Source organism: Paraburkholderia sp. BL17N1, from assembly GCF_003634175.1.
GTDB lineage: Bacteria > Pseudomonadota > Gammaproteobacteria > Burkholderiales > Burkholderiaceae > Paraburkholderia.
Window position 1 is genome coordinate 3,537,264 of sequence record NZ_RBIW01000001.1, and the last position, 23,229, is coordinate 3,560,492.

General features: G+C 64.2%; 15 protein-coding genes and 1 pseudogene. 13 read left to right on the forward strand and 3 right to left on the reverse strand.

The window, feature by feature from the left end; all coding sequences use genetic code 11:
* Positions 1 to 29 precede the first annotated feature (29 nt).
* From B0G82_RS15985 to B0G82_RS16030, 10 genes and pseudogenes are all read left to right on the forward strand, one after another.
* The gene (locus B0G82_RS15985; protein WP_121307913.1) at positions 30 to 1,427 is read left to right on the forward strand and encodes an undecaprenyl-phosphate glucose phosphotransferase; all 1,398 of its coding nucleotides are present in this window, start codon (positions 30 to 32) and stop codon (positions 1,425 to 1,427) included.
* 40 nt (positions 1,428 to 1,467) lie between these two features.
* Positions 1,468 to 2,910 (forward strand): UDP-glucose/GDP-mannose dehydrogenase family protein, encoded by a 1,443-nt coding sequence (locus B0G82_RS15990; RefSeq protein ID WP_116141298.1) that lies wholly within the window; start codon positions 1,468 to 1,470, stop codon positions 2,908 to 2,910.
* 43 nt (positions 2,911 to 2,953) lie between these two features.
* Positions 2,954 to 3,409, forward strand: a complete 456-nt coding sequence (locus B0G82_RS15995) for an exopolysaccharide biosynthesis protein (protein ID WP_106281153.1) — start codon at positions 2,954 to 2,956, stop codon at positions 3,407 to 3,409.
* Positions 3,409 to 4,632 carry a polysaccharide biosynthesis/export family protein gene (locus B0G82_RS16000; protein WP_116148449.1) on the forward strand — a complete coding sequence of 408 codons (1,224 nt, stop codon included), beginning with the start codon at positions 3,409 to 3,411 and terminating at the stop codon, positions 4,630 to 4,632. Before B0G82_RS15995 ends, B0G82_RS16000 begins: the two co-directional genes overlap by 1 nt.
* A 125-nt stretch (positions 4,633 to 4,757) precedes the next feature.
* Positions 4,758 to 6,956, forward strand: coding sequence for a polysaccharide biosynthesis tyrosine autokinase (locus tag B0G82_RS16005; protein ID WP_121307914.1), 2,199 nt, complete (start codon positions 4,758 to 4,760; stop codon positions 6,954 to 6,956).
* A gap of 61 nt (positions 6,957 to 7,017) precedes the next feature.
* Positions 7,018 to 7,950 carry a glycosyltransferase gene (locus B0G82_RS16010; RefSeq protein WP_121308720.1) on the forward strand — a complete coding sequence of 311 codons (933 nt, stop codon included), beginning with the start codon at positions 7,018 to 7,020 and terminating at the stop codon, positions 7,948 to 7,950.
* A 100-nt stretch (positions 7,951 to 8,050) separates the two neighbouring features.
* Positions 8,051 to 9,229 (forward strand): glycosyltransferase, encoded by a 1,179-nt coding sequence (locus B0G82_RS16015; protein ID WP_121307915.1) that lies wholly within the window; start codon positions 8,051 to 8,053, stop codon positions 9,227 to 9,229.
* Between the two features lie 3 nt (positions 9,230 to 9,232).
* Positions 9,233 to 10,714, forward strand: coding sequence for a glucose-6-phosphate isomerase (locus B0G82_RS16020; protein ID WP_121307916.1), 1,482 nt, complete (start codon positions 9,233 to 9,235; stop codon positions 10,712 to 10,714).
* Positions 10,711 to 11,948, forward strand: a pseudogene (locus tag B0G82_RS16025) (glycosyltransferase family 4 protein). The gene B0G82_RS16020 and the pseudogene B0G82_RS16025 overlap by 4 nt, the downstream one beginning before the upstream one ends.
* An 80-nt stretch (positions 11,949 to 12,028) precedes the next feature.
* Positions 12,029 to 13,195 carry a glycosyltransferase family 4 protein gene (locus B0G82_RS16030; RefSeq protein ID WP_106281163.1) on the forward strand — a complete coding sequence of 389 codons (1,167 nt, stop codon included), beginning with the start codon at positions 12,029 to 12,031 and terminating at the stop codon, positions 13,193 to 13,195.
* Positions 13,196 to 13,325: 130 nt separating this feature from the next.
* On the opposite strand, the gene gmd is transcribed toward B0G82_RS16030, so the two are convergent.
* From gmd to B0G82_RS16045, 3 genes are read right to left on the reverse strand one after another with little or no spacing between them, the layout of a single operon-like run.
* On the reverse strand, positions 13,326 to 14,369 hold the full coding sequence (gmd, locus tag B0G82_RS16035; RefSeq protein ID WP_116141308.1) for a GDP-mannose 4,6-dehydratase: 1,044 nt from the start codon (positions 14,367 to 14,369) through the stop codon (positions 13,326 to 13,328).
* Positions 14,370 to 14,410: 41 nt separating this feature from the next.
* Positions 14,411 to 15,139, reverse strand: coding sequence for an SGNH/GDSL hydrolase family protein (locus B0G82_RS16040; protein WP_121308721.1), 729 nt, complete (start codon positions 15,137 to 15,139; stop codon positions 14,411 to 14,413).
* Positions 15,140 to 15,153: 14 nt separating this feature from the next.
* Positions 15,154 to 16,260 carry an acyltransferase gene (locus B0G82_RS16045; RefSeq protein ID WP_116141310.1) on the reverse strand — a complete coding sequence of 369 codons (1,107 nt, stop codon included), beginning with the start codon at positions 16,258 to 16,260 and terminating at the stop codon, positions 15,154 to 15,156.
* Between the two features lie 671 nt (positions 16,261 to 16,931).
* Here B0G82_RS16045 and B0G82_RS16050 point away from each other — a divergent pair.
* The 3 genes from B0G82_RS16050 (at position 16,932) to B0G82_RS16060 (ending at position 23,126) form a co-directional block, all read left to right on the forward strand.
* A complete protein-coding gene (locus B0G82_RS16050; RefSeq protein WP_121307917.1) occupies positions 16,932 to 19,133 on the forward strand; it encodes a hypothetical protein in 2,202 nt (733 codons plus the stop codon).
* A gap of 73 nt (positions 19,134 to 19,206) precedes the next feature.
* Positions 19,207 to 20,673, forward strand: coding sequence for a flippase (locus B0G82_RS16055; RefSeq protein WP_116141314.1), 1,467 nt, complete (start codon positions 19,207 to 19,209; stop codon positions 20,671 to 20,673).
* The gene (locus tag B0G82_RS16060; protein ID WP_121307918.1) at positions 20,670 to 23,126 is read left to right on the forward strand and encodes a glycosyltransferase family 4 protein; all 2,457 of its coding nucleotides are present in this window, start codon (positions 20,670 to 20,672) and stop codon (positions 23,124 to 23,126) included. Before B0G82_RS16055 ends, B0G82_RS16060 begins: the two co-directional genes overlap by 4 nt.
* The last annotated feature ends 103 nt before the right edge of the window (positions 23,127 to 23,229 follow it).

The window sequence follows — 23,229 nt, forward strand, 5'->3', positions numbered from 1 at the left end:
CACTTGACTGACGAACTGAGGGGCAGCGCATGCTGAGCGTTCTATCGAGAATCATCGACATCGCCATGGTCGCGCTCGGCGCCGCCATCGCGGCGGCCGTGCACAGCGGGAAAGTCGTGTGGCTGGACGATATGCAAAGCGTCTCGCTCGCGTTCGACTGCCTGTTGGTGGTGGTGTTTTTCCCGGCGCTCGGGATCTATCAATCGTGGCGCGGCAAGCCGCTCTACGACCTGCTGTGCCGCGTAGGGGGTGGCTGGCTGCTGGTGGAAGTCACCGGCGTGCTGATCAGTTTCAGCCTGCACCGTTCGGACAGCCTGTCGCGACTGTGGCTCGTCTATTGGGCCATGGCCACGATCGTGCTGCTGATCGTCACCAAGGTGATCGTCTATTCGATTCTGCGCGGACTGCGCCGCGAAGGCTTCAATCAGCGCGCGGTGGCGATCGTCGGCGGCGCGCCGTACGGGCGCTTTCTGATCCAGCAGATGCGCAGCCGTCCGGACGCGGGTTTCTCGCCGGTCGTGGTGTTCGATGAAGACAGCACGATCAATCACTATGAAGACCCGGATGCGGGCGAGGCGATCGAAGGCGTGCCGGTCGAGCGCGACTATCAGCGCATGCTGCAGCTCGTGCGCCAGCGCGCGATTCGCGAACTGTGGCTGGCGCTGCCGATTTCGAAGGAGAAAGCGATCCATCGCTTCGTGATGGATCTGCGCAACGACTTCGTGAACATCCGCTTTATTCCGGACGTGCGCAGCCTGACGCTCTTCAATCAGCCGATGGTCGATCTGCTTGGCGTGCCGGCGATCAACCTGGCCGCCTCGCCGATCACCGATCTGCGCGTGCTGCCCAAGCGCGTTTTCGATCGTCTGTTCGCGCTGGCCGCATTGACCGCGCTCGCGCCGGTCATGCTGGTGATCGCCGCCGCGGTGAAGATCAGCTCGCCGGGCCCCGTGTTCTTCCGGCAGAAGCGCAAGGGCATCGACGGCAATCAGTTCGAGATCTACAAGTTCCGCTCGATGAAGGTGCACAAGGAAGAGCACGGCAGGATCACCCAGGCCACGCGGCGCGATCCGCGCATCACGGCGGTCGGCGCGTTCCTGCGGCGTACCAGTCTCGACGAGTTGCCGCAGTTCATCAATGTGCTGCGCGGCGAGATGTCGGTGGTGGGTCCGCGTCCGCATGCGCTCGAGCATGACGACATCTACAAGGATCTGGTGAAGGGCTACATGCACCGCTACCGGATCAAGCCGGGCATTACCGGATGGGCGCAGATCAACGGCTATCGCGGCGAAACCGACCGCATCGAAAAGATGATGGGCCGCGTCAAGCTCGATCTGTACTACATGCAGCACTGGACCTTCTGGCTCGACATCAAGATCGTCGTGCTGACGCTGTGGAAGGGTTTCGTGGGCAGCAACGCTTACTAAGCCCGTTCCTCAATCAACTCCATTTTGCGAGGTGTAACACATGAACCTGACGATCATCGGTAGTGGCTACGTAGGCCTCGTGACGGGCGCATGTCTGGCCGACATTGGCCACGATGTGTTCTGTCTCGACGTCGATCAGCGCAAGATCGACGTGCTCAACAACGGCGGCGTGCCGATCCATGAACCGGGTCTGCAGGAAATCATCGCGCGCAATCGCAAGGCCGGCCGCCTGAAGTTCTCGACCGACGTCGAAGCCGCCGTCGCGCACGGCGATATCCAGTTCATCGCGGTCGGCACGCCGTCCGACGAAGACGGCTCCGCCGACCTGCAATACGTGCTCGCCGCCGCGCGCAACATCGGCCGCCATATGACGGGCTTCAAGGTGATCGTCGACAAATCGACGGTGCCGGTCGGCACCGCCTCGCGCGTGCGCGAAGTGATCGCCGCCGAACTCGCGGAACGCAACGCGGCGCACATGTTCTCCGTGGTGTCGAATCCCGAGTTCCTGAAAGAAGGCGCGGCGGTGGAAGACTTCACGCGGCCCGATCGCATCGTGCTCGGTTGCGACGAAGACGTGCCCGGCGAAAAAGCGCGCGACCTGATGAAACGCCTCTACGCGCCGTTCAACCGCAATCGCGAACGCACGCTGTACATGGACGTGCGCTCGGCCGAATTCACCAAATACGCGGCCAATGCCATGCTCGCCACCCGTATCTCATACATGAACGAACTCGCGAATCTGGCCGACCGCGTCGGTGCGGATATCGAGGCCGTGCGCCGCGGCATCGGCTCCGATCCGCGCATCGGCTACGACTTCCTGTATGCCGGTTGCGGCTATGGCGGTTCGTGCTTCCCGAAAGATGTGCAGGCGTTGATCCGCACGGCCGCGGATTTCAAGGCGAATCTGCGCATTCTCGAAGCGGTCGAAGCCGTCAACGATACGCAGAAGAAGGTGCTCGCGCACAAGATCGTCTCGCGTCTGGGCGAAGACCTGTCGGATCGCACGTTCGGCGTGTGGGGCCTTGCATTCAAGCCGAACACCGACGACATGCGCGAAGCGCCGAGCCGTCCGCTGATCGCCGAACTGCTGCGCCGCGGCGCGCGCGTGAAAGCGTACGACCCGGTCGCGGTCGACGAATCGAAGCGCGTGTTCGCGCTGGATCTGAAGGACGTGCCGCAACAGCACGCGCGCCTCGAATTCGTGAAGGAAGAGATGGACGCGGCCGCCGGCGCTGACGCGCTGGTGATCCTCACCGAGTGGAAGGTGTTCAAGAGCCCGGACTTCGATTCGCTCAAGCGCATCCTCAAGACGCCGCTGATTTTCGACGGCCGCAACCTGTATGAACCGGAGGCGCTGCTCGAACTCGGTATCGAGTATCACGCGATCGGCCGGCAGCACGCGCTGCGCATCGCGCCGGCGAGGCTCGGCGCGAGCGGCTTGCCGCAAGCGCAAACGGCGGACACGGCCGAAGCCGGCCGCTGATCCGTCGCCCACGCACCGACAAGCGTTCATCACGGAGCCCGCCATGTTCGCCAACGTACTGATCGTCTGCCATGCAAACGTGTGCCGTTCGCCCGCCGCCGAAATGCTGTTCAAGGCCCGGCAACGCGCGGCGCCGCGTTCGCAGGCGGCGCCGATCGCGTTTCATTCGGCGGGCTTGCGGGCGATGAACGGCCACGCCATGGACCCGGTCATGCAACGCCTGCTCGCCGAGCAGGGCGTGGCCTCCGGCATTCACTACTCGCGGCGGCTCGACCGGCAACTCGTGCGCAACGCCGATCTGGTGCTGGTCACCGAGCGCGCGCAGGTGAGCGACGTCGAAGCGCTCGATCCGGCTTCGCGCGGCAAGGTGTATCCGCTCGGCAAGTGGGAAGCGGATTCCGACGTCGCCGATCCGCACGGCGGTGCGGAAACCGCTTATAGGGAGAGTCTCGTGCTCATCGAACATCTGGTCATGGGATGGCTGAAGAAAATATGCTGATGAAAAAACCCGCTGCACACTCGTTCGCGAACGGCAAGTCCACGAAGTTCAAGTCGAATCTTGCCGCCACGCTTTTGCTGACGTCCTTTCTGTCAGCCTGCGCCACCGCACCTGGCAATTACCTCGATACGTCCCGTCTGAAAGACGACGGCCAGCACGACAGCCAGGCCGCCGAGACCTATCCGGTTCATGTGATCGATGCCGCCGTCGTGACCGCCCAGGCCCAAGCCGCCGCCGCGAAGACCCAGGTGCTGCCGCCTTCGAACCTGAGCGACCCGTCACAGTACGTGTACCGTCTCGCGCCGCAGGACATTCTCGGCATCACCGTGTGGGACCACCCTGAATTGACCACGCCGCAGGGCAGTACCTTGTCCGCCGGCGGCAACACCACGCAGTCGATCGGCGGCGCCTTGCAGCAGCCGTACACGGCCGCGCTGCCGGGCCAGGCCGATCCCTACGGCCAGACCATCGCGGCCGACGGCACGATCTTTTTCCCGTTCGTCGGCCGCATCCGGGCCGCCGGCAAAACCGTCGGCGAGGTGCGCGACCAGTTGAGCACCGGGCTCGTGCGCTATATCCGCAATCCGCAGGTCGACGTGCGCGTGCTGTCGTATCGCGGCCAGAAAGTGCAGGTGACCGGCGAAGTGAAGACGCCGGGCCCGCTCGCGATGAGCGACGTGCCGCTCACGCTGGTCGACGCGATCACACGCTCGGGCGGCACGAACGCGGACGCCGACATTCAGCGCGTGCGCCTCACGCGCAACAACAAGCTCTACATACTCGACGCCGACCGCATGCTCGATCGCGGCGACACCACGCAGAACGTGATGCTGCAGAACGGCGACGTGATCAACATACCGGACCGCACCGACAGCCGCGTGTTCGTGATGGGTGAAGTGAAGACGCCGATCCAGCTGCCGATCATCAAAGGCCGCATGACGATCGCCGACGCGCTCACGCAAGGCGGCGGCATTCTCGATACCGACGCCAATCCGCGCCAGATCTTCGTGATGCGCGGCATGAAGGATCACCCGACCACGCCGGACGTGTATCGCCTCGACATGACGCAGCCGGACGCCATCATGCTGTCCTCGCAATTCCAGCTGCAGCCGCTGGATGTCGTGTATGTGGGCACCGCGGCATCGACCACCTTCAACCGCGTGTTGCAGCAGGTGTTGCCGAGCGTGCAGACGTTGTTCTACCTGAAACAGCTGACACGATAAAAAAGTTCAAGCCGTCGTCTCAGGCCCGCGCCGCGCCGTCCGTGAAGGACGCGGCGCGGGACCGAAGCAAACGTAGCTGCAACCGATACGGGAAGCGAATTGTGAGCAACCAAATCTCTCCACACATGGCCGGTCCGATCAAGACCGAAGAAGAGGACGTCGTCCTCGGACAACTGGTGCAGGTGATCCTCGACGACATCTGGTGGCTCATCGCCATTGCGGCCGTGATCGTCGGGATTGCCGGCGCTTACTGCTTCCTCGCCAAGCCGATCTATTCCGCCGACGCACACGTGCGGGTCGAGCAATCCGACAACACGTCGCAGGCGCTCACGCAAACGCAGACCGGCGCGGCGATCACCACCGGTTCGACCTCGCTGCCGACCGACGCCGAGATCGAAATCATCAAGAGCCGCGGCGTGGTCGGTCCCGTCGTGCAACAACTGAAGCTGAACTTCAGCGTCACGCCGAAGACGTTCCCACTGCTCGGCAGCATCGCCGCGCGCATGGCCACGCCCGGTCAGCCGGCGCGTCCGTGGCTGGGGCTGTCGTCGTACGCATGGGGCGGTGAAGAAGCCGACGTCGATTCGATCGACGTGATCCCCGCGCTGGAAGGTCAGAAGCTGACCATGAAGGCGGTCGACGACCAGCACTACGAACTGTATGCGGCGAACGGCTCGCTGCTGCTGCGCGGCCAGGTCGGCCAGCAGGCGCAGGGCGGCGGCGTGACCATCATGGTCAACAAACTGGTGGCGCGCCCGGGCGAGGAATTCACGGTGATGCGCGCCAACGACCTCGACGCGATCTCCGCGTTCCAGTCGGCCATCACGGTGCAGGAGCAGGGCAAGCAGACCGGCGTGATCCAGATCTCGCTGGAAGACAAGAGCCCCGAACACGCGGCACTCGTTGCCAACGCGCTGGCGGAGTCGTATGTGCGCCAGCACGTGCTGAGCAAGCAGGCCGACGCCAGCAGGATGCTCGACTTCCTGAAGAGCGAAGAGCCGCGCCTGAAGGCCGATCTGGAGCGCGCGGAGGCGGCCCTGACCGCGTATCAGCGCCAGTCCGGCTCGATCAACGCGAGCGACGAAGCCAAGGTGTACCTCGAAGGCAGCGTGCAGTACGAGCAGCAGATCGCCGGTTTGCGTTTGCAGATGGCGCAGCTCACCGAGCGTTACGGCGACGACCATCCGATGCTGGTGGCCGCGCGTGCGCAGATGGCCGAATTGCAGGCGCAGCGCACCAAATACGCCGACCGCTTCCGCGATCTGCCGGCCACCGAAGTGAAGGCCGTGCAGTTGCAGCGCGACGCGAAGGTGGCGGAAGACATCTACGTGCTGCTGCTCAACCGTGTGCAGGAACTGTCCGTGCAGAAGGCCGGCACCGGCGGCAACGTGCATATCGTCGACGCGGCATTGCGCCCGGGCGTGCCGGTCAAGCCGAAGAAGGCGCTGATCCTGTCGGCGGCGGTGATTCTCGGGCTGATCGCGGGCACCGGCTTCGTGTTCCTGCGCCGCAATATGTTCAAGGGCATCGACGACCCGGATCACATCGAACGCGCGTTTCATCTGCCGGTGTTCGGCCTCGTGCCGCTCTCCGCCGAACAGGGCGTGCTCGAAGCCAGCTTCCAGCGCGGCGGCGAACGTCTGCGCTCGGTGCTGGCGAATGCGCGGCCGAAGGACGTCACGGTCGAAAGCCTGCGCAGTCTGCGCACCTCCATGCAGTTCACGATGATGGACGCGAAGAACCGCATCGTCATGCTGACGGGTCCAATGGCCGGTGTCGGCAAGAGCTTCCTGACGGTCAACCTCGCGGTGCTGCTGGCGAATTCGGGCAAGCGCGTGCTGATGATCGACGGCGACATGCGCCGCGGCGTGCTCGAACGCTATCTGGGCGGTGTGCCGGATAACGGCCTGTCCGAATTGCTGAGCGGCCAGATCTCGCTGGAAGAAGCGATCCGCAGCTCGCAGGTCGACGGCCTGAGCTTCATCTCGTGCGGCCGCCGTCCGCCGAATCCGTCGGAACTGCTGATGTCGCCGCGTCTGCCGCAGTACCTCGAAGGACTCGCCAAGCGCTACGACGTGATCATGATCGACACGCCGCCGGTGCTGGCCGTGACCGATGCGTCGATCATCGGCGCGTATGCCGGCTCGACTTTCTTCGTGATGCGCTCGGGCGTGCACAGCGAAGGCGAGATCAGCGATGCGTTGAAGCGTCTGCGCGCGGCCGGCGTGCACGTGCAGGGCGGCATTTTCAACGGTATGCCGGCGCGCTCGCGCGGCGGCTACGACCGTGGCTACGCGGCGGTGCAGGAATACCTGAGCACCTGAGGCGGGGGGGGCGCGGATGCATGGCGAACCTCGCGCAACGACGACAACAAAGGACATCACGATGAAAGTGACGGTACTGGTTCCGACTTACCGCCGCCCGGCCGATCTGGCGCGCTGCCTCGCAGCGCTGCAACGGCAGTCGCGGCGGCCCGACGAAGTGGTGGTGGTGGCGCGCGCCGACGACGAAGCGAGCCACGCGTGCCTGCGCGATCCGTCTGTAGCGGGCGCGTTGCCGCTCGCGCTGGCGATTGTCGAAGTGCCCGGCCAGGTGGCGGCCCTGAATCGCGGCCTCGACGCGGCCCGCGGCGACGTGATCGCGATCACCGACGACGACGCGGCACCGCACGCCGACTGGGTCGAGCGGATCGCCGCCGCGTTCGAGGGCGACGCGCGTCTCGGCGCACTCGGCGGACGCGACTGGGTGCATGAAAAAGGCCGCGTGCTGGACGGCGAGCGGCCGCTGGTCGGCAAGGTCACGGCGCACGGCAAGATCATCGGCAATCATCATCTGGGTGTGGGCGGCGCGCGCGAAGTCGATATTCTGAAGGGCGCCAACATGAGCTACCGCCGCGACGCGGTGCGCACCATCCGCTTCGACGCGCGCCTGCGCGGCGCGGGCGCCCAGGTCCACAACGACATGGCCTTCAGCCTCGCCGTGAAGAACGCCGGCTGGAAGCTGATGTACGACCCGCGCGTGGCGGTCGATCATTTCCCCGCCGAGCGTTTCGACGACGACCGGCGTGACGCGCAAACCATGGCCGCCTTGCGCAATGCCGCGTTCAATTTCCATCTGATCCTGCGCGACCAGTTGCCGCCGCTGCGCCGCGAAACCGCGTGGTGGTGGTGGACGCTGGTCGGCACGCGGGTTTATCCGGGCCTCACGCACGCGGCGCTCGCGCTGCTCTCGAAGCAGGCCGGTCTGAAGCTGACGCGCTGGCGCGCCGTGCGCAGCGGCGCGCACGAGGCGCGTCGCGCGCTGTCACGCGCAGCGTGATCGCCACACCGCGCACCGCGTCCCGCACGTTCGCGCATCGGCGCACGGCCCGCATGAGGGCCGCCGATGCCCCTTTCCACCGGCAGAGCGGAGTGCCTGCATGAGTACGAAAGTTCACGTTCATCTGTTTTACGGCGCCGACCCGCGCTTTTATCGACCGGGTGACAACATCGGTTGCCTGTACGGCTATCACCACGCGGAATCCGACGCGTTCAAGCTCACCTATTCGCAGGATGCCCGTGAAGGCAAGCCGGTGCGTCTGCTGCGCCGCGCGCTGAAGGCGGCGCTCGGGTTCGACTTCATCCATACGTGGCGCAACCGCGCCGAGATGCTGCGCTCGGACGTGATCTGGACGCATACGGAACAGGAATGGCTATCTGCGGCCCTCATGCTGCTTCTGAGCGGCCGCAAGGCCGGCGCCGATGCCTCGCCCTTGCTGCTCGCGCAAAGCGTGTGGCTGCTCGATAAATGGCCTTCCTACGGCATTCTGCGCAGATGGCTGTATCGCAAGCTGATGGCGCGCGCCGATCAACTCACCACGCTCGCCAGCGAAAACGCCGAGCTATGCCAGCGCTATTTCGCTCGCGACGCCAAGCCGCTGCTTTATGGCCTGAACACGCAGGACTTTCCGGTCAGGCCGCCGGCCGAATGGACGCCGCACGCGCCGATCCGCATCGCCGCGATCGGCAACGACCGCGACCGTGATTGGGAGACGCTCATCAAGGCGTTCGGCAACGACGCGCGCTACACGGTGAAGCTCGCGACACGTCGGCGGATTCCCGCATCGCTGCGCGCGCCGAATGTCGAGATCGCGCTGTTCTCGGGGATCAGGAAGCAACATGAACTGTACGACTGGGCCGATGTGATCGTGGTGCCCTTGCGGCCGAATTCGCACGCCTCGGGCATCACCGTAATGCTGGAAGCGGCGGCGGTCGGCAAGCCGATGGTGGTCACGAATGTCGGCGCGTTGCAGGATTATTTTCCGGCCGGCGAGGCGTTTTATATCCCGCCGTTCAACCCGCAGGCGTTGCGCGAAGCGGTCGATCAGCTCGCCGCCGCGCCGCTGGACGCTTTGCGTCAGGCACAAGCGGCCGCGGCCGGCCTGCTGTCGCGCGATCTGACCACGCAGCACTACGCCATGCAGCACGTGCGGATCACGCAGGAGATGCTGCGCGCGCGGGCCGCGGCGCGCACGCGCACGGCGGCCGGCATGGCGACGGCGGCGGGCGTGTCCGAGTCCGAGCGGCGGCCGGCGCGCCAGTCGCGCGGAGGTCTCTGAACGATGTCGACGCTGACGCGAAGCGCCGCTAGCGCGAACGGCAATGGACGTGCATCGTCCACCGGCCGCAAGGAATGGCTGCCGGAGGCTTTGCTATGGTTCGTCACGACGCTGCTGATCGGCGCGCATCAGGGCACGGTGCTCACGCTCGCGTTTCCGGTGCTCGCGATCCTGACGGGCCTGTGGCTCTACTTCAAGAGTCCGGCGCGCTATATCGGCTTCATGTGGTGGCTGTGGTTCCTGAGCCCGGAAGTGCGGCGTCTGGCCGACTGGTCCAAAGGGTCGTTTACACCGACGAGCCTGATCCAGGTCGCGCCGCTTGCGGTGACGATGATCAGCGGCCTGTCGCTGCTGCGCTACTACAAACTGCTGGGGCAACGGCGCGGTCTGCCGGTGCTGCTGGTCCTGCTCGGCCTTATCTACGCCTTCCTGGTCGGCGTGATGTCGAGCGGGCCGCTCGCGGCCACCTACGACCTCGCGAACTGGCTGTATCCGATCCTGATCGGCTTTCACATCATGGCGCACACGCGCCAGTATCCGAAGTACCGCGACACCATCGTCAATACGTTCATCTGGGGCATGCTGGTGATGGGCGGCTACGGCCTCGTGCAGTTCTTCATCATGCCGCAGTGGGACGCGCTGTGGATGCTCGGCTCGCAGATGAATTCGCAAGGCGACCCCGTGCCGATGGGCGTGCGCGTGTTCAGTACGATGAACTCGTCGGGACCGTTCGCGTTCGCGATGATGGGCGCGATGGTATTCGTCATGGCGGCCACGCACCGGGTGCGCTGGATCGCCGCGGCGCTCGGCTTCTTCGCGTTCGCGCTGAGCCTCGTGCGCTCGACGTGGGGCGGCTGGGTCATCGCGCTTCTGATCCAGCTTGTCAAATCGAACAACAAGGTGCGCTTGCGCATTGTCGCCAGCGCGGTGCTGCTGGCCGGGCTGTGTGTGCCGCTGCTGGCGGTCGGTCCGGTGGCCGAGCGGATGCAGGCGCGCCTCACGACCATCGTCAACCTGAACGACGACCAGAGCTACGCCGCGCGTAACGAGTTCTATGCGACCTTTGCCAAAACAGCCTTCACCGATGTGTCGGGCGAAGGCATGGGCGCCACCGGCACCTCCACCAAGCTCTCGAACGATGGCGGCCAGCTCGGCCAGTACGGCAACTTCGACAGCGGCGTGATGAACATTCCGTTCGTGCTCGGCTGGCCCGGCACGCTGCTTTACATGTCCGGAATCATCTGGCTGGTGACGCGCGCGGTGCTCGCGTCGTTCAGGATGCGCAACGACAAGTTCGTGTCCGCCTGCATGAGCCTGAGCCTCGCAACCTTCGCGATGCTGGTGTTCACCAATTCGCTGGTCGGCACGGGCGGCTTGCTGCTTTTCATGAGTGTTTTTTCGATTCTCTCCGCGGTGCATTACGAAAAGATCAACCGCGCACGTATGTCAAACCACACGCTATTTTTCCACGGAGGCACGGATTGAGAGTCGCCATTGTCACGCACGTCGTGCGCCATAACGACGGCCAGGGGCGCGTCAACCACGAGATCGCGCGCGCGGCGCTCGACGAGAACATCGGCGTCACGCTGGTCGCCTCGCACGTCGCGCCGGATCTGCTTGCGCATCCGAACGTCCGCTGGGCGCCGATCAGGATCGGCCGCTGGTGGCCGACCAATCTGCTGCGCCAGCAGGTGTTCGCGTTCAAGAGCGCAATGTGGCTGCGCGCGCATCGCCGCGAATACGACGTGCTGCACGTGAACGGGTTCATCACGTGGATGCCCGCCGACGTCAACACCTCGCACTTCGTGCATAGCGGCTGGTTCGGCAGCAAGTACTACCCGTTCGGACTCACCAAGGGAGTGTGGTCCGCCTATCAGTCGGTCTATACGCGCTGCAATGCGCTGCTCGAACGCTGGGCTTACCGGCGCTCGAAGGTGATCACGGCGGTGTCGCAAAAGGTCGCCGACGAAATCCGCGCGATCGGGCTCACGCCGGATAACCGCGTCGACGTGATCTACAACGGCGTGGATACGCAAGGCTTCGCCGCGGCCACGGGCGATCGCGAGAAATTCAGTTTACCGAAGGACGCGTTCCTGCTGCTGTTCGTCGGCGACCTGCGCACGCCGCGCAAGAACCTCGGCACCGTGCTCGCCGCGCTCAAGTATCTGCCCGAGCACGTGCAGATCGCGGTGGCGGGTTTCCTGCCGGGCAGTCCGTATCCGGAAGAGGCGAAGGCGCTCGGCATTGCGCATCGCGTGCATTTTCTCGGGCTCGTGAAAGAGATGCCGGTGCTGATGCATTCCGTCGACGCCTTCGTGTTCCCGTCGCGTTATGAAGCGATGAGCCTGTCGCTGCTCGAAGCGATGGCGGCGGGTTTGCCGGTGGTCACGGCGCGCACCGCGGGCGGCGCCGAGATCATTACGCCGGAATGCGGCATCGTGCTCGACGATCCGGACGATCCCAAGGCGCTGGCCCGCGCGGTTGCACGCCTCGCCGATAACCACGTCGAGCGCCGCGCCATGGGCGTCGCCGCCAACGAACTCGCGACCGGTTTCGGCTGGGCGCGCATGGCCGCGCAATACATCGCGCTGTATCGCCAGTTGGCGGGGCAGCAGAAAAATCGCCGGCAAAGCGAGGCGGAAGCGGCCGCGGTCGGCAGCACTGACGCGCTGACGCGCTGACGCTGAACACGCTGGCCGGCCGCAAAAGCGCGGAATGACCTCGCGCGGTGCTTCAGAACCGCTCGATGTCTTCAACGCTTCACCATCACAACTCTCAAAACGCACAGGGGTCACAACCATGACGACGAGCTCTATCAAATCGCTGCAGATCGGGATGCACTGGTTCCCCGAGCGCGCGGGCGGTCTCGACCGCATGTACTACTCGCTAATCGGTGCACTGCCGGGCGCGGGCGTGGCGGTGCGCGGCGTGGTGGCCGGCTCGCCGAAAGTAGCCGCCGACACCGGCGGCGCGATCAATGGCTTCGGCTCAGCCGCGCAATCGCTGCCATTGCGGCTGATGGCGGCACGCCGCGCGCTGCGCCACGAAATCAGCACGTCGCGTCCCGATGTGATTTCGTCGCACTTCGCGCTCTACACCTTTCCGGGTCTCGACGTGACGCGCGGCATTCCGCAGGTTTCGCATTTTCAGGGGCCGTGGGCCGACGAAAGTCACGTGGAAGGCGCCGATTCGCTCGGCCAGCGCGCCAAGCGCTATCTGGAGCAATCGGTCTATGCGCGCTCGTCGCGGCTGATCGTGTTGTCCGAGGCGTTCGGCAAGATTCTGACTTCGCGCTATCGCATCTCGCCAGACCGCGTGCGCGTGGTGCCCGGTTGCGTCGATGTCGAGCAGTTCAATCTGCCGATCTCGCCCGCCGAGGCGCGTCTGAAGCTGCAATTGCCGCAGGACCGGCCGATCGTGCTGGCGGTCCGCCGCCTGGTGCGCCGCATGGGCCTCGAAGATCTGATCGACGCGGTGAAACTGCTCAAGCGCACGGCGCCGGATGTGTTGCTTCTGATCGCGGGCAAGGGGCGGCTCGAAGGCGAGTTGCAGGCGCGTATCACCGAGGCGGGTCTGGAGGACAACGTGAAGCTGCTGGGTTTCGTGCCCGATCAGCATCTGGCGGCGTTGTATCGCGCGGCGAATATCAGCATCGTGCCGACGGTCGCGCTGGAAGGCTTCGGTTTGATCACGGTCGAATCGCTGGCTTCGGGTACGCCGGTTCTGGTGACGCCGGTGGGTGGCTTGCCGGAAGCGGTGGCCGGCTTGTCGCCGAACCTGGTGCTGCCGGAGACGGGCGCGAAGGCCATCGCGGACGGACTCGCCGGTGCGCTCAACGGCACGCTGAAATTGCCGGATGCCGATGCATGCCGCCGTTATGCGCGTGAGAACTTCGATAACCCGGTGATCGCGAAGCGGGTGGCGTCCGTGTATGGGGAGGCGATTGCGGCGGGTGGGGTGCACTAACGCCGAGGAAGGACGCACAACAAAAACGCGGGGCCTGGTTTAAAGATCAGGCCCCGCGTTTTTTTCGCTGAGATTCAGGAGCGCGGTTTAACGCGCGGCCGTTTCGGTGGCCGCACGCGCTCATCGCGACTCAAAACGTCTCGTGATGCTCGTTCCGTCCCAGATCCGCATGAACCATCATGTGGCACAACTGCTCCAGCGTGGTTGCCGGCTTCCAGCCGAGTTTTTCGTGGGCCTTGTCGGCGCAGCCGATCAGCAGGTCCACTTCGGCCGGGCGATAGAACTTCGGATTCACGCGCACCAGGGTCTTGCCGGTGGCGACATCGATACCTGACTCGCGCTCTTCCTTACCCGACCATTCGAGTTGATAGCCCGCTGCCGCAAACGCCATGCGCACGAAATCGCGGACCGTTTCAGTTCGGCCGGTGGCGAGCACGAAGGTGTCCGGCTCGTCGGCTTGCAGCATGCGCCACATGCCTTCCACGTATTCGAGCGCGAAGCCCCAATCGCGCTTGGCGCTCAGGTTGCCGAGTTCGAGCATGTCCTGCTTGCCGAGCTTGATCTTGGCAACGGTGTCGGTGATCTTGCGGGTGACGAATTCGCGGCCACGCAGCGGCGATTCGTGATTGAACAGAATCCCGCTGCTTGCAAAGAGGCCGTACGACTCACGATAGTTGATGGTCGACCAATGCGCGAACAGCTTGGCGACGCCATACGGACTGCGCGGATAGAAGGGCGTGTCCTCGCGTTGCGGAACCGCTTGCACGAGGCCGAACATTTCCGACGTCGACGCCTGGTAGAAACGGGTCTTCGGATTCAGAATGCGGATGCCTTCGAGCAGATTCAACGCGCCGATGCCGGTCACTTCGGCGGTCGTCACCGGCTGGTCGAACGAAACGCCCACGAAGCTTTGCGCGGCGAGGTTGTACAGCTCGTCGGCCTGCGCGCCTTCGAGCAGGCGCAGCGTCGAACCGAGGTCGGTCAGATCGTGTTCGACCAGACGCAGATTCGGATGATCGAGCACGCCGAGCTCACGCATGCGCCAGAAATTCACGGAGCTCGTGCGCCGGTAAGTGCCGGTCACGATGTAGCCCTTGTCGAGCAGCAGTTTGGTCAGATAGGCGCCGTCCTGTCCGGATACGCCGGTGATGATCGCTTTGCGTGGTTGGCTCATAGCTTGCCTTCGTGATTGTTAAAAGAAAAGGAAAAAGCGCTTCAGGGCGTGCCTTCCAACAGTCGCCGCACCAGGGGTTCGACGACCTGAAAATCCTGTTCGGCCTTTAGCTGATACAAAGCCGGCGTGGGATGCGCACCGTCGGACATCAGCGTCTTCCAGTCCGGCAGATTGCTGATGTACGCGAACTGGTCGACGAGCGGCACCTGCTGTTCGGCGGCCACGCGGCGCGTCACCGCGACCATCGTGGCGAGCCGCGCGTTGAGGCGGTTGTCGGGCATCGGGTTGGCCGTCTGCAGAACCGGCTGCTTGCCTAGCGCGCGAGCGGTTTTCACGAGCGTCGTTTCGGCCGTGTAGAACTGCTCGGGCGTCTGGTTCTGCATCACTTCGTTGATGCCGTAGTTGATCAGCACGATCTGCGCGGACGAAGCGGCGAGCCGTTCCTGCCACGGCAGACCCGCCGCCGGTCCGGCGCGGCGATTGCCGGTGCCGTCGCGCAGTTGCGTCGCCATCGTGTTGCCCACGCCGTAGTTCGTCACGCGCACCCGTTCGCCGTGGCGCGCCTGTAATTCGTCCTGCAGATACACCACCGCGTTTTGCGCTTGCGGGCCGCAATGGCCTTCGCTGCAGGTAATGCCGAGCGTCGTCGAATCGCCGTAGGCCTCGATCAACACTTGCGATCGTCGGCCCGGCGCCGCGCCGAACGCGGCGCAGGCGAAGAGCGACGCAGCGGCGCATACGCTTGCAGCGAGCCATGCCCGGCGCTTCATGCGCTTCGTGCACTTCATGCGCGGCTTTGCGGTGCTTGCGGCGCCGTGCTGACGCCACCGCCGTTGGCGGCCTGGGCCGGCGCATGCGCTGCTGCCTTGCCCGCTGAGCCGAAAATCAGGCGCTTCTCGAACGCGAACCACGTGACGCTGGCATAGACGAGCGTGATCGCGAGCGCGAGCGCGGCGGTCACGAAGCGGTTCAGATGCAGCGGCCACAGCGCATACAACACGCTCAGGTGAATCAGATAAATCGTGTAGCTGATGGTGCCGATGTAGACCAGCACGGGATTGCACAACAGCCGTTTGACGATGCCCTTGCTCTGCAGGGCGATGACCACGACTGAAGTGCAAAGCACCAACGAAACGCTGTAGAGCCCGGCGTTCGAAAGCGGTGTATTGGCCGCGCGAAAGCGCGGAAAGTGCAGATGCAGCCACGCGAGTATCGCCAGCGCCGCGAATAAGCCCAGCACCGCAACGCCTTTGTAAGGCTCGAGCGCATTGCGGTCACGCCGCACGGCGACAGCCAGTAGCGCACCGGCCGCAAGCAGGTCCATGCGGAACGGCGTCAAGTAATAGATCGGCCAGAACGAGTCGAACCAGGGCGTGGCCACCGCGCGCAGCACCGGCACCAGCAGGATCAACGCGGCCGCGACGTAGCCGAGCACGCGCTCGGGCACCAGCAGGATCACGAACGGCCAGACAATGTAGAACTGCTCTTCGACGGCGAGCGACCACAGCACGTTCAGGCTGTCGTGACCGCTCTGATTGAGCGCGTCGCCGATATTGGTCGCGAAGAACGCGTACCACTGCCAGTGTTCCGCCCAGCCGAGGCCGAACAGAATCGACGACACCACCATCAGCAGCACATAAGGCGGCAGGATGCGGCGCGCGCGGCGTGCGTAGAAATAGCCGAAATACGACTGCTGGCGCGCTTTGCGTTCGAGCAGGATGCCGGTAATCAGAAAACCGCTCAGAACAAAAAACAGATCGACACCCATCCACAGCGGCGCTTTCAACGCGTGCTGCGCGAACACCGCGAGCACGGCGATGGCGCGCAAGCCGTCGAGCTGCACGATGCGGCGGGAGTGGGAAGGCGCTAAGGGCAGTGCGCTGGCAGTCATGAACCGTCCATGGTGTGAAGCAGATGGGCCGGGCGAAGGATCGCGCGAGGGTTTCGTGGAGCAGGCGCGCTCGCTTCGCATCGCAACGGAAGTGCAATCGATTCTAGGGAAAATAAAATCGTGAAAAAACGGGAATGAATTGGATAAATGAATCAGATTGCAACAGGGTGTTTCGTTAGCCATTCGCAATGAATTTTTATGCTTGTGTCGAATGCATGACGCTATATGTAATAAGTGCGGATTGCTTTGCTGCGCATCGGTAAGGATGGATGCCGGCGAGTGCGCGGGGATGCGCTGCCATAGCGGATTTCGTTTTAATCAATTTTTAATTGGTTTCTTTCGCAACGCTTAAAGCATCGAATATTTTTGAATTATTTTCGATTTTCGTTGCGGCGTTTTTTCCGCGTAATGTGAGCTGTGCGGATTGAGTGGCCAGGGACGGCGCGTGGGCTTCACACTCAGATTGCTGTCGAGGCGCCCGGACTTGCGGCGTTCGTCCCGTCGATGCTGTACCCAGGTCCTGTTCCCGCGCGAATCTGTCATACGTCCTTGCATGGCTTCTAGCGGTCCGCGTCACGATGATCGACCGCGCTTCGTAGCGTCATTCACTGAGTTGTGTTTCCGCGCGAGCCTTATTTGCCCGCGCGCGGCGCCGATTGGAGGAAATACCTTTGCCCCGTTTCACGTTCAAAAGCCGGCTCGCTGTTTTTGCATGCACCGCCGGACTGGCTGCGGGAGCGGCCAGTTTCACGGCGCATGCGGAATCCGCGTTGAACGCGAAAACATCGTGGATCGGCAATACCTTCGGTTTCGGCGACGGCAGCTGGGCGCAGATCAACATCACCGCGATTGCGGTGGCGCCCGACGGCAAGGTCTATACGAACGCGCCGTGGGACGAGAGCGGCGCTGAGGCGAGCGTCTATCAGAACGGCAAGATGCTCGGCTTCGCGGGCGGCACGCATGGCTGGGGCAACGGCGGCGGCAACGCGGTCGCCGTGAATCGCAAGTACGCGTTCGTCGCGATCGCGGTCGGCAACGAGAAAGGACGGCTGGTCGAGCAGGGCGTATGGCCGGAGAAGGGCAAGCAGTGGTACGGCATTTCGCGCCGGCAGATCGCCGATCCGAAGCGGGCCGCGCCGTTCCAGCCCGCCGCGAAAAGTGCCGACCCGCATGCGCAACTGGCGGCCGGCTTCCTGATGATGAACGAAGTGCCGACCGGCACGAGCGCCGAGATCGGTGGCCTCGCGGCGAACGACACTACGCTGTACGCGGCGAACACGGCGCGCGATCGCATCGAGGTGTACGACGCGGAATCGATGCAGCAGAAAACTACCTGGAGCGTGCGTGAACCAGGGCGGATTGCGCTGGCGGCGGACGGCACGCTGTGGGTGTTGAGCGGCACGCGCAACGATCGCGAACCGCATGTCGAGCACTACACGGCGGCGGGCAAACGCGTCGACGAAAACTTTACGCTGCCAGCCGGAACGATCGCAGTGGATATCGCGGTCGACGCACAAGGACGCGTGCTGATTGCGGATAACGGTCCACGTCAGCAGGTGCTGTATTTCAGCAAGAACAACGGTCGTTATAGCGAATCGGGCGCGCTCGGCGAGCGCGGCGGCATTTTCAGCGGCGTCGCCGGCAAACCGGGCCCGCAGCGTTTCAACGGCCTCACTGGCGTGGGCGTGGATGCGCGCGGCAACGTGTACGTGTCGACCAACGGCATCGGTCCGCGTTACGAGCCGATCGGCGCAGGCCTCGGCGCGACGCTCGAAAGCTACGCGCCGGATGGCAAGCAGAACTGGCAGGTGCAGGGCCTGTTGTTCGTCGACGGCGCGTGGATCGATCCGTCGCGCCCGGACAGCGTCTATACCGGCAACAAGCGCTTCGAACTCGATCTGTCGAAGCCTGCCGGACAGGACTGGAAATATGCAGGTTTCCTGTCGAACCGCTTCAAGTACCCGGACGATCCGGTGTTCCACACCGATCAGTATCCGGGCCTGCCGATCGCCCGCAAACTGAAGGGCCACACGTTCCTGTATCTCACGGACATGTACGCGGACCATCTGAAGATCTATCGCTTCGACCCGCAACACGATGGCGAAACGGCGATTCCTTCCGGCTTCATCGCAGGACGCGAGCGTGCGGTGGCCAAGGTGCCGAATGCGCCGCCGGGCGGCGACTGGATCTGGCGCGATGCGAACGGCGACGGCAAGTTCAACACCGACGAATTCACGCTCAACACCAGCGGCACGAAGCTCGCGGGCGGTTGGGGCTGGTGGGTCGATACCGCCGGCGACATCTGGCGCACACGCGACACCAAAGGCATCTATCGCTTCCGTTTCGGCGGGCTGGATGCGAAGGGTAATCCGGTCTACGCATATTCGAACATGACGCAGTACCCGGTGCCGCAACCGTTCACGGAACTGCATCGCGCGATCTACGAGCCGGACAGCGACACGATGTACGTGACCGGCTATACACCCGACACGCCGGTCGATCGCGGCTTCTGGAAAGAAGTGGGCCGCGTGCTGGTGCGCTACGACAAATGGTCGAGCGGCAATCCCGTGCAGCGCTATGCGATCACGCTGCCGTGGCAGACGCAGAGCAAACCCATCGCCACCATCATCGGGCTGACGGTCGAAGGGCAATACATTTTCGGCGTCGAGCCGGTCGGCGCGGTCCACGTGTGGGACAAGGACAGCGGCAAGGAGATCGGCGTGATCCGGCCGGGCCCGGAGGTGGGCCGCGCGTCGGGCTGGGTCGATGTGCCGAACGGTATCAGCGCCGCCAAACGCGCGAACGGCGAGTACCTCGTGTTCGTCGAGGAAGACGCGCGCGGCAAAGTGATGATGTACCGCTGGAAGCCTTGATGAACAAGGCATGAGCGCTTCAGCGCATGACAAGGCAACCCGCAGGCAAACGTAGTCAAACCCAAGGCATCCGATGGACAAAGGCATTCTCAAGAACGTAGCGATCAATTTCTTCGGGCTGGTGCTGCCCACTTTCGTCTCGCTCGTGACCGTGCCGTCGTATATCAAGCTGCTCGGCGTCGAGCGCTACGGCGTGATCAGCCTCGTGTGGACGCTGATCGGCTACTTCGGCATTCTCGATCTCGGCATGAGCATGGCCGCGCAGAACCACATCTCGAAGGCGCGCGCGTCCGGCGACAAGGAGGAGAGCGCGCGCGTGTTCTGGAGCGCGACGTGGCTCAATCTCGCGACCGGCGTGATCGGCGGATTGATCATCTATTTCGGCGCGTTTCTCTACACCGCGTATTTCACCAAGGTGTCGCCTGAGTTGCAGCACGAGGTGTATATGGCGCTGCCGTGGCTCGCGGTGGCGATTCCAATCGCCAACGTGTCGTGGGTGTTCGCGGGCGCGATCAACGGCGCGGAACGCTTTGGCGTCTACAACACCAATCAGACCATCGGCACGTTTCTGTTCCAGTTGCTGCCGCTCGGCGCCGCGCTGTGGATGGGCGCGACCTTGCAGAACGTGCTGGCCGCCGCGGTGTTCGCGCGGATCGTCGCCGCGCTTCTGCTCGGCCGCTCGGCGCTGAAAGTGCTGGAAATCCGCCGCGTTCTGCCGCCGCAATTCGGCGTGGCAAAGGGGCTGTTCAATTTCGGCGGCTGGATGCTGATCGCTAGCGTCACCACCATGATCGCCGACTCGCTCGACCGCGTGATGCTCGGCACGAGTCTCGGCGCGCGTTTCGTCACGTATTACACGGTGCCGCAGAACCTCGTGACGCGCCTGAACATTGTGCCGACGGCGCTGGTGCGCACGTTGTTTCCGCGGCTCTCCGCAGTGGGACGCGCCGACGCCGACACCATCACCCAGCAGTCGCTCGAATTTCTCAATGGCGTGTTCACGCCGGTCGCGCTGGTCGCGATGCTGGTGCTCGAACCGTTCCTGCATCTGTGGGTGGGCAATGAGATCGCCACCGTGGCAGCACCCGTGGGCCGCATCATGATCGTCGCCGTGTGGCTCGTCGGCCAGGCGAACGTCACGCGGATTCTGATCCAGTCACAGGTCAATCCGGCCACGGCCGCGCGCGTCGGTTTGTTCGAATTGCCCCTGTTTGCAGGGGCATTGTGGTTCGGCATCACGCATTTCGGCCTGACCGGCGCGGCGGTGGCCGTGGCCGGCCGCGCGCTGTTCGACTACGCGGTGCTGCTGCGGCTGTCCGCGATCCGCGCGAAGCAGATCGCGCTCGACATGCTCGCTCACCTTGCTTTCCTGCTGGCCAGCCTGTGGCTCGCCAGCATCCTGCCGGGTCTCGCCATGGCGATTGTCGCCGGGGTATTGATGGTAGGCGCGAATGTTGCCTGGTCGATCACGATGACACCCGCCTTGCGCGATCTTGCGCGTTCACTGCTGTTGCGACTGAATCCGAGGAAAAGCGCATGAACCACGAAGTCCTTGAAGAAGCCGTGCTGCAACCCGCGACGCGCAGCGCACTGGCCGAACTCACTACCGTTCCCGGCGTTCAGACGCCGCCGCGCCGCGCCGCGATGCGCGCGGATAAAACGGTGCGCGTTGCGATCGTGCACGACTGGCTCGTCACCTATGCGGGGGCGGAGAAGGTGCTCGAACAGATCGTCGCGTGCTTTCCTGATGCGGATCTGTTCAGCCTCGTCGATTTTCTCGACGACCGCAGCTTCCTGCGCGGCAAGTCCGTCACGACCTCGTTCATCCAGAAGCTGCCGCTCGCGCGCACCAAGTACCGCTCGTATCTGCCGCTCATGCCGCTCGCGATCGAACAGCTCGACGTGTCCGCGTACGACGTGGTGATTTCAAGCAGCCACGCAGTCGCCAAGGGCATTCTGACCGGCCCCGACCAGGTGCATATCAGCTACGTGCATTCGCCGATCCGCTATGCGTGGGATTTGCAGCATCAGTATCTCAAGCAGTCGAAGCTGACCAACGGCCCGAAGTCGGCCATGGCGCGGCTGATTCTGCATTACATGCGCAACTGGGATATCCGCACTTCGAATGCGGTGGATGGCTTCGTCGCCAATTCCGAGTTCATCGCGCGGCGCATCAAGAAGGTCTACCAACGCGACGCGCAGGTGATCTTCCCGCCGGTCGATGTCGAAGCTTTCGCACTGTGCACCGACAAGGACGATTTTTATCTGACCGCCTCGCGCATGGTGCCGTACAAGAAGATCGATCTGATTGTCGAGGCATTCGCGCGCATGCCGGAGCGCAAGCTCGTCGTGATCGGCGACGGTCCCGACATGCAGAAGATCCGTGCGAAGGCGGGGCCGAACGTCGAGATCATGGGCTATCAGCCGTTCAAGGTGCTCAAGGAAAAGATGAGCCGGGCCAAGGCCTTCGTGTTCGCCGCGGAAGAGGACTTCGGTATTTCGGTGGTGGAAGCGCAGGCCTGCGGCACGCCGGTGATCGCCTACGGCAAGGGCGGCGCGCTCGAAACCGTGCGGGATCTGTCCGAGCCGCGGCCCACCGGCATGTTCTTCGACGAACAGAACGTCGAGTCGATCATCGCCGCGGTCGAGCGTTTCGATGGCCACGTGAAGCGTTTCTCGCCGCTGGACTGTCGCGCGAACGCCGAGCAGTTCTCCGCCGCGCATTTCCGCGAGCGCTTCTTCGCGCATGTGCGGACGGCGGTGCCGGCGCTGCGCACGGCGACGCTGCCGCTGTACGCGCCGTATAAGGCGCCAACCGTCGCTGGCGGTCCGCGCATTCTGGCCGTCGATCAAAGCGGCGTGCTCGGCGGCGCCGAACTGTCGCTGCTGGAAATCGTCAAGGCGTTGCGCTCGCGCATCGAAGTCGTGCTGTTCGACGATGGTCCGTTCCGCACCGCGCTCGCCGAAGCCGGCGTGGCCGTCGACGTGCTGGATGCAGGCGCGCTGCGCCATGTTCGCAAGCAGGGCGGCTCGATGCCGAAGGGCCAGGCGCTCAAGGGTTTGATATCGCTCGTGCGCGCCACGGCCAAACGCGCGGGCAACGCGGACGTGATCTATGCGAACACCCAGCGCGCCATGGTGATTGGCGCGCTCGCCGGCAAGCTGGCGCGGCGTCCCGTGGTCTGGCATCTGCGCGATATCGTGAGCCCCGAGCATTTCGGCGGCAAGCAACTGGCCATCATCAAATGGTGCGCGCGTCTTGGCCTCACGCATGTGATCGCCAATTCGGCCGCGTCGGCGCGCGCGTTCGCCGAGCTCACGCAGTTCGACGAAAAGCGCATCGACGTGGTATTCAACGGCATTTCCGCCGCGCCGTTCGACGCCTTGCGCACGGTGCCGCAAGCAGCGCTGCGCAAACGCCTCGGCTTGCCGGAAGACGCGTTTCTGGTCGGCTCGTTCAGCCGCCTCGCGCGCTGGAAAGGGCAGCATGTGCTGCTCGAAGCGATGGTGCTCAATCCGCAGATGCATGCGGTGCTGGTGGGCGCGCCGCTTTTCGGCGAGGACCAGTACGAGGTCGAACTGCATGCGTTCGTCGCCGCGCACAACCTCGGCGGGCGGGTGCATTTTCTCGGCTTCCAGCACGATATCGCGGCCTGCATGTGCGCGGTCGATGCGGTCGTCCATACGTCGATCACGGCGGAGCCGTTCGGCCGCGTGATCGTCGAAGGCATGCTGGCGCAGCGGCCGGTGGTGGCGGCGCGCGCGGGCGGCGTGCTGGAGATCATCGACGACTACGAGAACGGCGTGCTGTGCACGCCGGCCGACGCGCATGGCCTCGCCGACGCGCTCGCCGAATTGCGCTCGAACGACCAATTGCGCAACCGGCTGGTCAGAAACGGGTATCAGACGGCGCTGAGCCGGTTCGGCACCGCCACCTATGTCGAGGGTGTCGAGCGGATTCTGAAGCGTGTGACGGGGCCGGAAACGGCTTAGGAAGGTTTCTACGCGGGGGTAGGCAGGGACTCGGCCGGTTCCTGCCGTTGGCGCAGCGGAGCGAAAGTCTCGCGACATTCGCTCCGTTTTTTTTCGCGCGCTT